Source organism: Paenibacillus lautus NBRC 15380 (assembly GCF_004000945.1).
Classification (GTDB): Bacteria; Bacillota; Bacilli; order Paenibacillales; family Paenibacillaceae; genus Paenibacillus_AQ; species Paenibacillus_AQ lautus.
This window is the reverse complement of the sequence record NZ_BIMF01000038.1, coordinates 16,082-31,631: the sequence shown is the minus strand read 5'-3', so window position 1 is coordinate 31,631 and position 15,550 is coordinate 16,082. Positions and strand designations below refer to the sequence as shown.

Annotated in this window: 14 protein-coding genes; 3 read left to right on the top strand and 11 right to left on the bottom strand. The window is 53.4% G+C overall.

Annotated elements, in window-relative coordinates; all coding sequences use genetic code 11:
• Window positions 1-125: 125 nt before the first annotated feature.
• The 3 genes from PLA01S_RS30765 to PLA01S_RS30755 form a co-directional block, all read right to left on the bottom strand.
• Entirely contained in the window at window positions 126-1,160 is a 1,035-nt protein-coding gene (locus PLA01S_RS30765) for a dienelactone hydrolase family protein (RefSeq protein ID WP_127596314.1), read from the bottom strand.
• An 85-nt stretch (window positions 1,161-1,245) separates the two neighbouring features.
• Window positions 1,246-2,142: an anti-sigma factor gene (locus PLA01S_RS30760; RefSeq protein ID WP_127596311.1), complete on the bottom strand. Its 897-nt coding sequence runs from the start codon at window positions 2,140-2,142 to the stop codon at window positions 1,246-1,248.
• A complete protein-coding gene (locus tag PLA01S_RS30755; RefSeq protein ID WP_127596308.1) occupies window positions 2,117-2,722 on the bottom strand; it encodes an RNA polymerase sigma factor in 606 nt (201 codons plus the stop codon). Before PLA01S_RS30755 ends, PLA01S_RS30760 begins: the two co-directional genes overlap by 26 nt.
• Window positions 2,723-2,954: 232 nt before the next feature.
• Here PLA01S_RS30755 and PLA01S_RS30750 point away from each other — a divergent pair, with 232 nt between their 5' ends.
• From PLA01S_RS30750 to PLA01S_RS30740, 3 genes are read left to right on the top strand one after another with little or no spacing between them, the layout of a single operon-like run.
• Window positions 2,955-4,118 carry a COG1470 family protein gene (locus PLA01S_RS30750; RefSeq protein ID WP_127596305.1) on the top strand — a complete coding sequence of 388 codons (1,164 nt, stop codon included), beginning with the start codon at window positions 2,955-2,957 and terminating at the stop codon, window positions 4,116-4,118.
• A gap of 5 nt (window positions 4,119-4,123) precedes the next feature.
• Window positions 4,124-5,146 carry an ABC transporter ATP-binding protein gene (locus PLA01S_RS30745; protein WP_127596303.1) on the top strand — a complete coding sequence of 341 codons (1,023 nt, stop codon included), beginning with the start codon at window positions 4,124-4,126 and terminating at the stop codon, window positions 5,144-5,146.
• Window positions 5,112-6,215, top strand: a complete 1,104-nt coding sequence (locus PLA01S_RS30740; protein ID WP_127596300.1) for an ABC transporter permease — start codon at window positions 5,112-5,114, stop codon at window positions 6,213-6,215. Before PLA01S_RS30745 ends, PLA01S_RS30740 begins: the two co-directional genes overlap by 35 nt.
• Before the next feature lie 85 nt (window positions 6,216-6,300).
• On the opposite strand, the gene PLA01S_RS30735 is transcribed toward PLA01S_RS30740, so the two are convergent.
• The 8 genes from PLA01S_RS30735 to PLA01S_RS30700 all read right to left on the bottom strand — a co-directional run bounded on the left by PLA01S_RS30735 (window position 6,301) and on the right by PLA01S_RS30700 (window position 15,500).
• Window positions 6,301-7,113, bottom strand: coding sequence for an alpha/beta hydrolase (locus PLA01S_RS30735; RefSeq protein ID WP_127596327.1), 813 nt, complete (start codon window positions 7,111-7,113; stop codon window positions 6,301-6,303).
• A gap of 36 nt (window positions 7,114-7,149) precedes the next feature.
• Window positions 7,150-7,506 carry a cupin domain-containing protein gene (locus tag PLA01S_RS30730; RefSeq protein WP_127596297.1) on the bottom strand — a complete coding sequence of 119 codons (357 nt, stop codon included), beginning with the start codon at window positions 7,504-7,506 and terminating at the stop codon, window positions 7,150-7,152.
• Window positions 7,507-7,687: 181 nt separating this feature from the next.
• Window positions 7,688-8,803 (bottom strand): hypothetical protein, encoded by a 1,116-nt coding sequence (locus PLA01S_RS30725; RefSeq protein WP_127596294.1) that lies wholly within the window; start codon window positions 8,801-8,803, stop codon window positions 7,688-7,690.
• Between the two features lie 15 nt (window positions 8,804-8,818).
• On the bottom strand, window positions 8,819-10,255 hold the full coding sequence (locus PLA01S_RS30720; RefSeq protein ID WP_127596323.1) for a family 43 glycosylhydrolase: 1,437 nt from the start codon (window positions 10,253-10,255) through the stop codon (window positions 8,819-8,821).
• Window positions 10,256-10,274: 19 nt separating this feature from the next.
• A complete protein-coding gene (locus tag PLA01S_RS30715) occupies window positions 10,275-11,153 on the bottom strand; it encodes a carbohydrate ABC transporter permease (protein ID WP_127596291.1) in 879 nt (292 codons plus the stop codon).
• A 20-nt stretch (window positions 11,154-11,173) separates the two neighbouring features.
• Window positions 11,174-12,067: an ABC transporter permease gene (locus tag PLA01S_RS30710; protein WP_371860475.1), complete on the bottom strand. Its 894-nt coding sequence runs from the start codon at window positions 12,065-12,067 to the stop codon at window positions 11,174-11,176.
• A gap of 150 nt (window positions 12,068-12,217) precedes the next feature.
• Window positions 12,218-13,753: an extracellular solute-binding protein gene (locus PLA01S_RS30705; protein ID WP_127596285.1), complete on the bottom strand. Its 1,536-nt coding sequence runs from the start codon at window positions 13,751-13,753 to the stop codon at window positions 12,218-12,220.
• Between the two features lie 208 nt (window positions 13,754-13,961).
• Window positions 13,962-15,500, bottom strand: a complete 1,539-nt coding sequence (locus PLA01S_RS30700) for an extracellular solute-binding protein (RefSeq protein ID WP_127596282.1) — start codon at window positions 15,498-15,500, stop codon at window positions 13,962-13,964.
• Window positions 15,501-15,550: the final 50 nt, after the last annotated feature.

The following is a 15,550-nucleotide window of genomic DNA, read 5'->3' as shown; positions in this document are numbered from 1 at the left end:
ACTCCTGATGATTCAGGAGTCCCTTTTTGTTCTATTTCACCTGTACCAATAGTCTCTTGCGGCCCATACGTGCGATGCCCTGTTACAATTAGTGCCTGATCAGAAACGGCTAGGGAAGAGTACCTTCACAAGTCCGGGCTGCTTAACCGTTCAAACAACCAGTCGTACGAATATCGGCCGCTGATTTCATGTGCCCCGGGGAACAGATCGGTCTGCAGCTTCTCCTCCGCACCGTTACACAGATATGTTTCCCTGAGCTCATGAGCTGCGGCTTCAAAGCCCGCGGCCGGGAATATCCGATCATGGGTTCCCGACTCCAGAAACAAAGGTCTAGGAGAGATCAGCCCCATCCATTCCGGCAGCTCGGCATGGTTGAGCATGCCGGGGATGTAATTGCATACACAGTGCTGCACCGCCATAATGCTGTCCTTGAAAGTATTGGGATATCCCGCAAGCACGGCAGCCCGAATCCGTTCATCCAGCGCCGCGCTCAAAAACGAGATAAACCCGCCTCCCGAAAAACCCATGATGCCGATTCTGTCAGCCTGAACCTCCGGGCGTTCGGCCACATACTCCAAGGCCTTCAGCGTCTCGGCTACGCGGAGACCAGCGAGCGTCTTGCCATGCATCATCAGCTGGGTGGACAGCCGGTGGCAGGAATTCGGGGCATCCGGATTCAATGCGAGATCCGCCGCCAGGCGGCGCTTACCGAAACCGGCTACATCCGGAGCGATCACCACCATGCCCCGCCGTACCAACTGGACAGCGAAATGCCGGTGTATACCGGGCATATCGGAATCCCTTGATCCGTCCTGCTTCAACCCTACGATCTCCCTGCTTCCATAGCCATGGCCATGAACGGCGACGGCTGCCGGCATCGGCTTCCCTTGATTTTCCTCCGGAATTAATACATACGCCGCAAAGGACACGCCCGGTACGGCGGATAGCTCCACCCTCTCCCGAATATACCCGTCACACGGCTCCTGTTCGAGCAGTACAGGCTTTTGCCTGTCATTGGATTCGAATTCGCCGATCAATTGCCGAAGCGCCTGCTTTAAATGCCCTTTTCGCTCTTCGGCGCTCATGGAAACCTGCCTGTCTTTCGTTCGTCCCATTGCCTCGTTATACATGGACTCCAGCAAAGCATCTGCGCGCCACATCCCGTACTCACCGCCTTCGATTTACTCATTGTTTTTAGACACGGCGTTTCCCTTGGATAACTTATTTCCACTGTATGCCTGGGCATCAAGGCCCCATATTCACCAGGACGGCTTCGGGCCCGGTCGGTCTCCGGCTCCCCCCTTTGGGTTCCATGCTGACCACAATCCGCTTCGCTTTCTCCGCTCCGAAACCGTAATAATAGCTCTTCCCCTGCGGGCCCTGTACAAGCATAAAGCCCGCGCTCGACAGCCGATCCTCATCCTGAAGCCACACCTGATAGTCTTTCTCCTCCAAGGAATGCAGTCCGTTCACAACGATCAGCATTTCTCCCGACCCGCGTTTTAGCCACACCGAGCCGCTGCCGTAGAAAGGCTCAACCGGCTGTATGACATACCGCTCGGTATCCTCGCTTTGCATATCGGCAATCCGCTGGCTCACCGTATGTTCGAAGGCCGCATGGGTCTGAGCGTCGTTTCCCTTCAAGGTGAATAAACCGGCTATCAACAGGATGAACAGTGCTCCGGATATCGCCTGCAATGCAACATGCTTCCTAATTCGGATTTTGCTTCGGAAGGACCGGATATAAGCCGCAAGCAGGAGCCTGCTGCGCAGTCGTTTGGGAGGCATGTGTCCATCCGCGGCTTGATTCTTCATTGACTCCCGAATGGCCGTCCCGGTACCTGCAGGCTGAGTCGATCCGACAAGCGGTTCGTCATGAATATCACCGCTTCGAAACAGCTCTTGCTCGATTACATCGGATTCATGTGATGGCCTTGCGATACCTCCTGCTCCCATAAGGTCGGCCCATTCCGCCGCTGTCCCGGAACATGTCATGCATTCCTTAAGATGGTGCTCGATATTCATCCTCTCCGCGTACGGCAATCGCTTCATAACGTAATCAACAAGCTTCTCCTCGGGATATAACGGGCAGTCAAAGTCGTCTTGAGCGAAACGCTCATGGTCTTGCTTTGAATGTTTCATGCTGCGAGTTCCCCCCTTCCTTCCCGTTCATCGCATCCAGCCGCCGTCTAACATTGTGGATGCCGTACCGGATTAAGGATTTGATGGTTCCGACAGGCCGGTTTAACAATTCCGACATTTCCCGGTGGGAGCGCTGCTCGACGTAGCTTCCGTAAACCGCCATCCTCTGAAGGGGCGGAATGCCCTGGAGCGCCTCCTTTACCTGCTCCAGCTCCAATCGGCGCAAGGCGGCCAACTCTACCGATTCCTGCTCTTCGCTCCATGCCTTTTCCGGCAGCGCCTCTTCGATCCATTCGGCTGCAGCCGTACGCTGCCGCTTGCGCATTCGATCCATCGCCCTGCACCGTGTTCTCACAGCCAGCCAAGCCTCGACGCTTCCGCGTGCAGGATCATACTGATCCGCCTTATGCAGCACTTCCATAAAGATATCCTGGCATAATTCCTCCGCCTCGGCCGGATCCTTGGTCATCTGCAAAGCCAGCCGGTAAACCAGGCGGGCATAGGCATCATAGAAACGCCTGAACGCTGCGGCCGAACCTTCTGCAATCTCCTCCAACCACATCGCAGAATGATCGTTCATCCCTGAACTCCCCCTAACCTGTTCTCCTCTCAAAGAATCATGATGGCCTGCCTTTCGCACTGCCATTTTCGATTCAATATTTTAGCAAACGCTCCTTGGCTTTTGAATAAACCGGGACACTTTTCAGCTTCCTTTAATGAATTTTTTAGCTAATTTTAATCTTTCCGATAAATCCAAACCCGGTGCTTCTAACGTACTCATTATGAATCCATAAATTAGGAGGGGTAGTGTCATGAAATCGCTTAGAAAAAGAGCAAAGCAGCTGAACCTGCTGCTCTTGTTCATCCTGGGTACTTACTTGTTAAGTGGAGGAAATACCGCGTTCGCGGCGGGAGAAATCACCTTGTACACACCTTACACCTCGATTTCCGTTCCGCCGGGGGAAGTCATCAATTATCCCCTTGAAGTCAAAAACAATACGAGCGGCGTCATTACGGTTCCGCTCCAAATCAACAGCCTGCCGAGCGGCTGGAGCACCAAGCTTAACGGCGGAGGCTGGCAGCTGAAGGAAGTGTCTGTGAAGCCGGGCGAATCGGAATCGGTGTCCTTGGAGGTTACCGTGCCGCTCAAAGTAGATAAAGGCTCCTACCGGTTTCAAGTAACGGCGGGATCCATGGCCAGTCTGCCATTAACCGTGGATATTACGGAAAAAGGAACCTATCAGACCGAGCTCACAACCGATCAAGCCAATCTGGAGGGGCATGCCGATTCCACGTTTACCTACACGGTGAATCTGCAAAACCGAACTGCCAATAAACAAAACTATGCTCTGCAGGCCGATGCCCAAGCGGGATGGGACGTTACATTCACCTCCGGCGGCAAGCAGGTATCCTCCGTCGAAATCGAAGCGGGTGCAAGTCAATCCATTACTGTCGATATCAAACCGCCTGCCGAAGTGACGGAAGGCACCTTCTCCATTCCGATCCGCGCCTCCAATTCATCGACATCCTCCGAGCTTGCGCTGGAAGCTGTCATTACGGGATCTTATGGGCTGGAGCTTACAACACCAAGCGGTTTGCTCAGCACAAACGTAAATGCGGGCGGCAGCAAAACCATCGAGCTGCTGGTCAAGAATACGGGGACCGCGCCTCTCTCGGATATTAATCTTAGCTCCGATACCCCGGTGGACTGGGAGGTAAGCTTCAATCCGAAAACGATCGAAAATCTGCCCGCAGGCAAATCCACAACGGTAGAGGCCAAACTGTCGTCAAGCGATAAAGCCATTGCGGGCGATTATGTTACCACTCTGAAGGCCGCAGCGGCTGAAGCAAGCTCCGACGCCCAATTCCGCGTAGCCGTCAAAGGCTCCATGCTGTGGGGTTGGATCGGCGTGCTCGTCATTGTTGCAATTCTGGGAGGCATCTATGTTCTCATTCGTAAATACGGAAGGAGATAACCTTGATGGATACGGTCATTGACATTCACGAATTGACGAAGAGCTACATTGAAACGAAGGCGGTGGACCGTTTATCCCTCCAAATTAAACGCGGCGAGATCTTCGGTCTGCTCGGCCCGAACGGTGCGGGCAAATCCACCACGATCCTGATGCTGCTCGGGCTCAGCGAACCGGATTCAGGAACCATTAACGTGCTTGGCCTCAATCCGACCAGAGAACCGATCCCCGTCAAGCGGCGGGTCGGATACCTGCCCGATGACGTCGGCTTTTACGAGGACCGAACCGGGCTCGAAAATTTGATGCTTACGGCCCGGCTGAATCGAATCCCCGATTCCCAAGCCCGGAAAAGGGCGCTGGAGCTGTTGGAGCAAGTAAGGCTCACGCAGGCAGCCCACAAGAAGACGGGGGCCTATTCCCGCGGGATGCGGCAGCGTCTCGGACTTGCGGACGTCTTGATGAAATCCCCGGAGATTATCATCCTGGACGAACCGACCTTGGGCATCGATCCAACAGGAATGGAGGAGCTGCTGCGTTTGATACGGAAGCTAAGCCGTGAGCAAGGTCTTACCGTACTGCTGTCGTCCCACCAGCTGCACCAGGTTCAGCAGATTTGCGACCGCGTCGGCCTGTTCGTGCGGGGACGGCTGCTTGCCGAAGGGGATGTCGAGGGGTTGTCCCGGACCCTGTTCGCGGATGATCCGATTATGATCACCGTGGAGCTGGATGAGCTTCGGCCCGAATTGCGGGATGAGATCAGCACCATCGAAGGAGTTCACCAGATCGAGGTTCCGACTATCGAAAGCGATCCGGCTGAGCATGCGGACACCCCGATCAGAGACCTTCCGGCTAAGGTTCTGATCCGGGCCGATAGGGATTGCAGTCCTGAGATTGCCCGCGCGGTCGTGAATGCAGGTGCCCAGCTGTTCTCGCTGAACCGTCAGCAGTATGGTTTGGACGAAATCTACCACCGTTATTTTGCAGGAGGTGATGAGCATGGCAGAGCGAAGAGTGCTGAGCGTACAGGATAAGCTGACTGGCATTGGGCGCCGGCTGCAGTCCTTCTCCGAAAACATCAAAAAAATAGTTTCCAAGCGGACCAGCACCCCCGGCCAATCGGCAACAGTAGAATCTGCCAAATCGTCCACGCCTTCAGCCTTCGGCGTGCTGGTCCGTAAAGAGATCGCGGACCATATCCGGAGCTGGCGCTTCATTTTACTGCTTGGCATCATTGCCTTAACCTGCGTGGCTTCCCTATATACGGCTATGAACAGCATCCGGGAAGCCCTCGGATCGGAGAACGGGGTCGATGATTTTGTCATCCTGAAGCTGTTCACCCTCTCGGATGGCACCCTCCCGACCTTCATCGGGTTTGTCGGTTTCTTAGGTCCATTGCTCGGAATCGGCATGGGCTTTGATGCCGTCAACAGTGAACGGAACAAAGGGACGCTCAGCCGCATCATGGCCCAGCCGATCCACCGCGACGACCTGCTCAATGCCAAATTCGCCGCTTCCCTGATCGTCATCAGCATCATGTTTATCACGCTCGGGCTGCTGACCATGGCGCTGGGCACCCTGATTATCGGCATACCGCCAACCTTTGAGGAATTTTTGAGAATCATCAGCTTTCTGGTCGTGACCATTTTTTACGTTGGCTTTTGGCTGAATCTGTCCATTATGTTCTCCGTACGATTCCGCCAGCCGGCGACATCCGCCCTGTCGAGCATTGCGGTCTGGCTGTTCTTCAGCTTCTTTTTTGATATGATCCTTCAATTGCTGGCGCGAGGATTGGCTCCGGATTCTGCCTCGGCCACGGTCCATGATGTCATGAGTTATCAGAATCTGATGCTCTGGCTTGGCCGGCTGTCGCCGTATACCCTGTTCAATGAGGCGACGACCACCCTGCTGATGCCGTCCATCCGCAATCTCGGACCGCTCACGCAGGAGCAGGTGTACGGTGCCATCGCAAGTCCGCTGCCGTTTGGCCAAAGCCTGCTGCTCGTCTGGCCGCAAATTACCGGACTGACCGCAGCCACGCTGATCTGCTTCGCCATCTCTTACGTCCTGTTCCTCCGACAGGAGATTAGAGGCCGGTCCTGATCTTTAGGTTATACGAACAAGCTCATCTGAATGATTTTTCAGATGAGCTTGTTTTTTTTCATGAGTTCAATTTAGCTGCATCCGTCTACCTTCCCTGAACGACGACCGCTTGCGCCAGGAATCCGATCTTCTGCAGCCACCCCGCGCACAGGCCCGTCCATTGCGAAACACTGGCGTCTTCTTCCGCAAGGCCAAGGCCATGCCGGCCTTCCGGGAAAACATGAAGCTCAAACGGAATACGCTGCTGGCTTAGTGATCCGGCATACATCAGGCTGTTCTCGACCGGAACCGCACCGTCGTCGGCGGTATGCCACAGAAAGGAAGGAGGGGTGTCCGGTTTTACCGCAAGTTCAAGGGACATTTCATTTCTCAAATCTTCTGGCGGGTCCTCCCCCAACAAATTGGTCATGGAGCCCTCATGGTAATAATCCTTAAATGAAATGACCGGGTAACAGAGAATGGAAGCGTTCGGACGGGAGCTCTGCCGGTCCACAGCATCCACGGCCTCCGGGTTTCCTTCATCGAAATGAGTGCTGGCACTCGCCGCGAGATGTCCGCCTGCCGAGAATCCGAGGATTCCGATGCGGTCCGGATCGATGTTCCATTCCTTGGCGTGATGCCTTACAAGCCGGACCGCACGCTGGGCATCGCCCAGCGGATACGGATGGCGATAAGGGGCAACACGGTAATGAACAACAAAGGCCGATAGACCAATCGAATTCAGCCACATGGCAATCGGATCGCCCTCATGATCCGCGCGCCGCCCGTATCCGCCGCCCGGAAGCACAAGCACGGCCCCGTGAGGCGTTTCATTTTCTAATAGATAAGGTGTCATGTAGGGTGTGAATTTCTCTTCCACCGAATCATGTCCGGGAATATCCCGTTCCCAAAGCTTCATCATATCCATTCCTTTCTGTCTCTCATATCAAGTCGTTTATTCACTTCGTTCTTCATTTCCTTCAGCTTTAGGCACTCCGGGACCAAGCAAATCCAGTCTCAGGGGTGTAAACGCATCCAAAAGAGCAGAGGGTTCCAGTGCTTTTACCCCATGCTCCGCTCCGCCGGGAATGACGATGGTGTCTCCCTGACGCACCAGGGTCGTCTCACCGTTGATATAAAATTCGATGGCGCCCTTCAGACAGTAGCTCATCTGCTCATGGGGATGGCTGTGCAGTGCACCTTCCGCCCCTTCTTCAAAATGCACCTCCATCATCATCAGCCCGGTCCCGGGTTTAAACACCTTCCTTGTCACCCCGGGCTCCGCTTGTTCCCAGACTCCGATTTGTGCCATGATCCTCCTCCTCTGCTAATCAAGCACCGAATTTTAGCATTCATCGGTTCATTAAATTAAAGACCCTTCATAACTTCTTCGCCGAAGGGTCTGCGTATTCCTATTATCCATGTCATAAAAATCAGAAAGTCATCTCGGCTGAGCGATAACATTTATTCAGAGGGGCCTGACTCAACATGATCTAGCCGTATCTTCTATGTAAAGATGAGAACACAGAATCGGGAATATTCAGCTTTTGTCCCTGCAGCCCCCCGAGCTCATGCAGCGAATAGCGGATAAGAATCGCCTGCGTTCCCGCATTCATGTCCCCTTCAACCTCACCTTTGCCCAGTGGAACCGCCTCCGGCATGTCAGGATAATACTCACCTTGCTTCACTTGGGCCACATTCGGTGCCGGCGGGGAATGATCGATCTCCCTGGAAAATCCGCCGTCCGCCCGCTTGAGCCGCGCCATATTCCATAAGGTGATTTCCGCGATCTCCAGAACGTCCTCCTCCGGAATGCGCAGCTTCATCGATGTCAGGAGACTGATCGGGTTCCGGATATAACACATATCAACGGCCTCCTCGTTCCGCAGGGCGTGGAGCAGGGATCGGTATATTTCCGCAGTCCGGGGCAAGGGTGCTTGAAATCGGTTATAGAACGTCAACAGCTTGAAGGTTCCCGATATTCGCACATAAGGGGTGCCTTCACCCCATAACCCCGTTACGGGATCTTGAATACTCGCAAAATAAGACAAAGCTTCAAATAAAAACGGCCCCCGCTCCTTCGGCGTCATCTGAGTTAAATAGGGGGCCGAGTTACACAGCCGGTCGCAGCCGCGCCAGCTGTTCGCAAGACTGATCGAACGCAGCCACTCCGCATAAGCCTCGGGAGAACGGCAATATGCCGGAGCCATATGCCGATTGCCCGGCAGCGGGTGCAAGAGGGCTGCACCCAACTTGCGAAGTGCTCCCACGCTGTACCCAAGTGCGCGGCCCACCATCACATCGTCTTTTCTCATCTGGGGATCGGCATCATAAAAATAACCGGTCGCGGGGTCTTGCTTGGACTGAAAAAAACGCACGATGCCCGCCTTGATGTCGTCGGCCAGCCTTTGCTGGAGGCCGCAGCGTTCGATAATACCCAAAGCTTGCGCCGTCGATTCGATGTCCGGCGTGAACGTCCCGGAATCTCTGGAACTGCGGGCATAATAAAAACCGCCGGATGCAGCGTCATATTGTCCTTCAAACCATTCGAAGAATCCTTCGAACAGCCCGTCGCCGCCCGCCAGAACGTCCTCTAATCGCTGTGTCATGCCCTATCCCTTCTTTCAGCTCTTTATGACGTTATATGAAAAATTCCGAAAAATCACCCTGCCTTTACCGATAGCATCCAGTCCGATGAGGAGGCTCTGAAACCCGCCAAACGTGTTGTGATGAAACCCTGAGACATCCACCACTTTGTCGTATCGGTTCCATTTCAACCCATCGAAGCTGTAAAAGAATGAAACGATATGAGCATCGTTTACCAAACGCAAAAATGCCCTGCGCTGATCGTTCGGCATCGTGCCATAACCCTTGAATGACCGGAAATGCCGGACTCCGCGCTCGTTGACTCCCATACCAAGATATGCTGCATCGTTGTAGTAGAGCAGCAGGCGGCCTTCTGCCGGGCCCTCCACAATAATCTCAACCTCTGCTGAATAACGCTTATGGCCCGCCATGTAGAGCAGCGGAGAAGCTTTTGCCTCCTCGGATGCTGCCTCGGCTACCAATTCATGATTCCCCGGACGGAACCGGGTCGAAGGCTCCACGCCTTCGCACTGCCAATGCAAACCCAGCTCAGGACCGTCAAAGGCATCCCTGAACGATACTCCTTGATTCACAGCGTTGGTTTCTCCTTCAAGACCTGGCTCATCGCCCCGGTAAAGGCTCTGGCTTCCTCCCGCAGCACGAAACCATCCGTCAGAAGTCCATTCGATCGGCTCAAGCAAGGTCTGCCTGCCCAGGGAATGGAACCCGCCCGCATAAGCATGGTAGACCATCCACCACTGGCCGTCCGGGGAGTCGATCAACGAGGCGTGTCCTTTGGACCACCAGGGCTCATCCCTGGATTCCGTACGAACAATCGGGTTGTACGGAGAGTGCTCCCAGGGGCCCCATGGCGTTCTGGATCTTGACGACACGGCCATATGGCTTGTGGGCGGGCCGGCCGTCCCCCCGACGGCCACCGTCAGATAGTAATATCCCTCGTGAACGGTAATCTTCGGCCCCTCCAGGCTGTAAGCCTCCACGACCCAATCGTCCGGATACCGCCAGCCGTTATACACATGTCTGACTTCGCCTGCGACCGCGAGTCCGTCCGCCGTAAGCTCTACAAAATCACCGCCTGACATATGCAAATAACGCTTTCCGTCCGGTCCTACTGTATGCCCAGGATCGATTCCCTTGATCCCCAGATTGATCGGTTTGCTCCAAGGTCCTGCCTGATTGGACGCCGTTACGACCCAGTTCGTGCGCCCCGCCGGATAATAAATATAATACATGCCGTTATGTGCAACGAAATCCGGTGCCCATACATCTCCCTCGTAATGAGGCAGCGCAGCCCCAACTCGGCTCCAATTCAGCAGATCGCGCGAATGCCAAATGACGAGTCCGGGCGTCAGCTTGTAGGAGGAATGCGTCATGTAATAATCCTCGCCGACCCGGATGACCGACGGGTCGGCGTAATTGCCGGCAATGATCGGCGCATACCGTTTCTTTTCCAGCACCTTGCCTCACCCCTCTCTATCCCTTGATGGATCCCAGCAGCGCACCCTTCGCAAAATGCTTCTGCAGGAACGGATACACGCACAGAATCGGCAGCGTGGCAATGACGATGACCGCCATCTTCACCGTCTGCTCCGGCGGCCGGACGAATTCGTCCATGCCGGAGGTGTCTGCCGCCAAACCGCTGGCAAGGATGACGATCTGCCGCAGAATGACCTGCACGGGCCATTTGGCCGCATCATTCAGGTACAAAATCGCCGACATATACGTGTTCCAGTAGGTCACCGCATAAAAGAGCGATATGGTTGCAATGGCAGGCATCGACAGCGGAATCACGATTCGGAACAGGATGCCCCAATCGCCGGCCCCGTCGATCTTCGCGGATTCCTCCAGTCCCTCAGGCAGGTTCTGAAAGAAGTTTCGCATGATGATGAGATTGAAGGCATTGATCGCCGTCGGGACAATCAGCGCCGCATAGGTATCGATCAACCCCATCTCCTTCACCACGAGAAACGTGGGGATCATTCCGCCGCTGAACAGCATCGTGAACAAAACCATGAACATAATGAAATTACGGCCATCCAGATCCCTGCGCGACAGTCCATAGGCCATCAAGCAGGTTAACAGCATGCTGAACAAGGTGCCCAGGAAGGTGACGCCCACGGAAACGCCAAGCGAGCGAAACACCGTATTGGTTGAAAACACATATTTGTAAGCATCAAGTGACCAAACGGTCGGGAACAGGACAAACTGCTTCTGCGCCAGCTCCGTCACGGTTGTGAAGGATCCGGCGATGACGTGCAGGAAAGGCAGGATGGTAACCAGGCCAATGATCAACAGCAGCGTATAGTTCACGACATCAAAGATTCGGCTCGATATCGTTTTATCTTGTACCATAGCGGTCCACCTTTCTGTAATTAATAGATGCCTTCTTCTCCGGCTTTTTTGGCCAGCCCATTGGCCAGCATCACCAGAATGAGACCGATCAGCGATTTAAAGAACCCGACCGCCGTACTGAAGCTGAACTGTCCTTGCTTAAGACCTGCGGTATAAACATACGTATCGAATATCTCCGCCACATCCCGGTTCATCGAGTTTAAGAGGAGATAGATATGTTCGAACCCAAGTTCCAGCACATCGCCAATTTTCAAAATTAACAAAACGACGATCACGCTTCGAATCGAAGGAAGCGTAATATGCCACATTTGCCGAAAGCGGCTGGCCCCATCAATCCGGGACGCTTCGTATAAACCGGGATCAATCGCCGCCATGGCAGCCAAATAGATGATCGTGCCCCAGCCTGCCTCCCGCCAGATGATCTGCATGACATACATCGGCCTGAACCATTCGCTGCTCATCAGGAAATTGATTTTTTCGAATCCGGCCATAACCAGCAATTCATTAATGATTCCGCGGTCCATCGAGAGCATGACAAACGAAATGGATACGATAATGACCCAAGACATGAAGTGGGGAATGTACACCAGCGTCTGGATAAACCGTTTAAACACTTCGCGCCGGACCTCGTTGAGCATCAGGGCAAGAATGATCGGCACGGGAAAATAGAATGCCAGGTTCAAGAAAAACAGCAGCAGCGTGTTGCCCAAAATCGTGAAGAACATCGGCTCGGTAAACAGCCGTTCAAAATGCTTGAGCCCCACCCAGGGGCTTCCCGTAACGCCGAGATAAGCCTGGTAATCCTGGAAGGCTATGATCAATCCCGACATCGGGATATATTTAAAGATCAGGAAGTATAAAAATCCCGGAAGAATCATGAGGTAGATCGCCCGGTTTTTTATTATTCTTCTCATTCGACCGGTCTCCGGTATTTTGGGGGCGCTCTTGCTCATCCCGGTCTTCACTGCGGTTTCGCTCATGATCTCAGACTTCCTTTCTGTCCCGAAGCCTGCCGGAGACTGCAGCATTGCAGTCTCCGGCCGTTCGGGATGCTGGCATGTTCATTATTTGGAAGATTCGTAGGATTCGTTGAACTCATCGATGATTTGCTGACCGCCGCTCTTAAGCCAGTTATCCACGACAGCCTGGAATCCGGCCTCATCGATATCGCCAAGCATAAATCGATACGTACCGTCTTTAATCATCTCCTGCAGCTGTACGCCCTTTTCGTTAAACGTCTTGGAATCCAGTGAAGCCGAAGGATCCTCTATGAGGTATTCATTATTCTCCATAATCATTTCCTCGGATTTCGCTTTGACCGGGAGCATATGCTTCGCCTCATAAAATCCTTCAATCGTTAACGGTCCGCCGACCTGCATCGCTTGATAAGGCTTCACTTCACGATCAGTCAGCTTCGTGTCTTCCGAAGGGATTACCTTGCCCTCCTCCAGCTTGTGATGCTGTCCTTCAACCCCCCAATAGATGAGGTTGCCAAGTTCCGGACTCATCAACTGATCCATGAAGGCAAGCACATCTTTCAACTCTTCTTCCGATTTGATGGCCGTTTTAGGAAAGAGAATCACCGAACCATAGCCGGGCACAGACCAGATCCCGAAGCCGTTCGGTCCTCCCTCGATTTTATTCTGAACATCGAGCTCCGCATCCGGATTCACTTCGACGACCTTGGGATGCAGGCTGGATACGTCCCCCATCGCTCCGATATAAACGCCCGACTTGCCGGTAATGAACAGATTTTGTTGGTCGGTTTTGCTGGTAACCGGGAAATCCTGATTGATCAGGCCTTCCTGGTGAAGCTTCTTGAAGAATTTCATCGTCTCCATATATTCGGGGAACATAAACTCGGGAGCCAGCTTGCCGTCCTTCTCGCCCCAGTTATTCGGTGTGCCGAGCCACGAGCTAATCGTTTTGAACGCGCCATAGATCAGGTCATTCCGGTCCGTCAGCGGAATGGTGTCGTCTTGGCCGTTGCCGTCAGGGTCCTTCTCCTTAAACTGCTTCAGCATATTATAGAACTCGTCCACATTGGTCGGAGCGCTGAGCCCAAGCTTGTCGGCCCAATCCTTGCGGTAAATGATGCCCTGGCGCGACAAAGGCACTTCACGGTACAGCGCATAGATTTTGCCGTCCACCGCCGTGTTCTTTAACACTTCGGGTTTCAGCTTGCTGAGGTTCGGGTACTGATCCAGCAATGGCCCAATTTCCCAAAATTGCCCGTTGCGGATCGCATCACGCATATTCACAAGCGAGGCAGCATTCTTCAGGTACGTCACCTGCGGCAGCGTTCCGGTTGCAAAGGATGCATTCACCTTTTCATCATAAGTGCCGTCCGGCACCCACTGAATGTCAAGCTTGGTGCCTGTTTTCTCTTCCAGCAGCTTCTCAATCATGTCGGAGGGAACTTCAGGAGTATGGAGGTTGGCCATAATCGAGATGGTTACCGGTTCGATCTTGTTCTCGCCTTGCGCTGGACTGCCATTTGAGCTGCCGGTTGCTGCAGGAGCGGAGTTGCCGCCACAGCCCGCCAACACGGATAAAGCGGTTACAATTGCCAGAATGGTACTGGCTTTCTTCTTCTTCATCTTCTGACCTCCGTTTTAAATTTGAATATGGACTGACAAGAAACAGCTTAGATGACGGAAGCCCGGTACGTATATAATCCTGAGATTGGATATGGGGAGTTCGGTCGCGTCCGGCATGGAATGCCGTGGAATCAAATCTAATGATTATGTTGTCAATGAGATTGATCACGTATGGCACAACAAAAATACCGCTGGGGATATCCATCCCCTAGCGGTATTGCTCATGCAAATATGGTCCGACCGTGCTTTGGTATGAAGTATTATATTCCTCGATAATTTGCCTGCCCCCCTCTTCCAGCCAACGGTCGGTCTCGGCCTCAAATGCCTGCTCATCGATCATCCCGAGCATGAATTGATAGGTCGCATCCCGCATGCGTTCATTCAATCTGACGCCGATCTCGTTATACAGCGGAGATTCCAGCGGTGCGGTGGGATCATAGACGAGGAAACTTTCGTTATCATAAATCAGCCGCTCGGCCTTATCCTTCACCTGATTCGTGTTAACCGGCTGCAGCATGCCCGGTATGGTGCTGAAGCCTCCGGCCATCAAAGCCTGGTAAGGCTTTACGTCCTTTTCCCTCAGCTCAAAAGCATCCACCGCCATCGCTTTGTTATCTTGAACGGTATAGTGGGTCCCTTCGATTCCCCAATACATCAGATTCGCAAGCTCGGGACTCATCAGCGCATCATAGAAAGAAAGCACACTCTTCAACTCCTCTTCCGTGGCAATGGCGGTCTTCGGAAACAAGATGACTGTTCCGTATCCCTGCGAAGCCCAAATCCTGTACCCCTCGGGTCCGAGAATCCGGTTCTGAACATCCAGCACTGCCTTGGGATCATTCGCCAGCAGCCTTGACTCCAGGGACAGGACGTCCCCCATCGCGCCAATATAGACGCCGGCTTTTCCCGTTACGAACAGCTCCTGCTGGTCGGTTTTGCTGGTAATCGGGAAGTCTTCATTTATCAGTCCCTCGCTATGAAGCTTCTTGAAGAACTTCATCGTTTCCATATACTGTGGAAAGGCGAACTCCGGCTGCAATGAATCGTTATACCATCCCCAATGGTTCGGTGTTCCATAATAGGAGCTGATGGTCTTGAAAGCCCCATAGATCAAATCGTTGCGATCCGTCAAACCTATGGTGTCATCGATACCGTTGTTGTCAGGGTCCTCATATGTAAACCCTTTCAACATTTCATATAATTGATCAAGCGTTTCCGGTGCCGGCAGCCCCAGCCGATCTGCCCAGTCCTTACGGTAAATGATGCCTGAACGGGCTAAGGCTCGTTCCTGATACAAGCTGTACAGCTTACCGTCGATAGCCGTATTCTTCAAAACCTCGGGCTTCAATCTCTGCAAATTCGGATAGTCCTTAAGATAAGGGCCGATTTCCCAGAATAGCCCGCTCCGAATCTCGTCCCTGAAATAGGACAAGGATGCGGCATTCTTAAGATACAGTGCTCGCGGCAAAGTCCCCGTTGCAAGGGAAGCATACACCTTCTCATCATAACTCCCGTCGGGTACCCACTGAATGTTGAGCTGAACACCCGTTTTTTCCTCTATCCATTTCTCGATCCGATCGGAGGGAACCTCGGCGGTGTGCAGATTGGCCATAATCGAAATGCTGGTTTTGCGATCAGAAGACGTACTTCCGCCATCCGCTCCCGATGATCGGGCCATGCTGATGCACGCAGCCGACACCATCAGGATAACTAGCGTAAGAATGACATAGTTTGACAGACGGGTCATCAATCCGTTCTACCTCCGTTCCCCCATGTTTCTTGCGGATCCTATGTGGT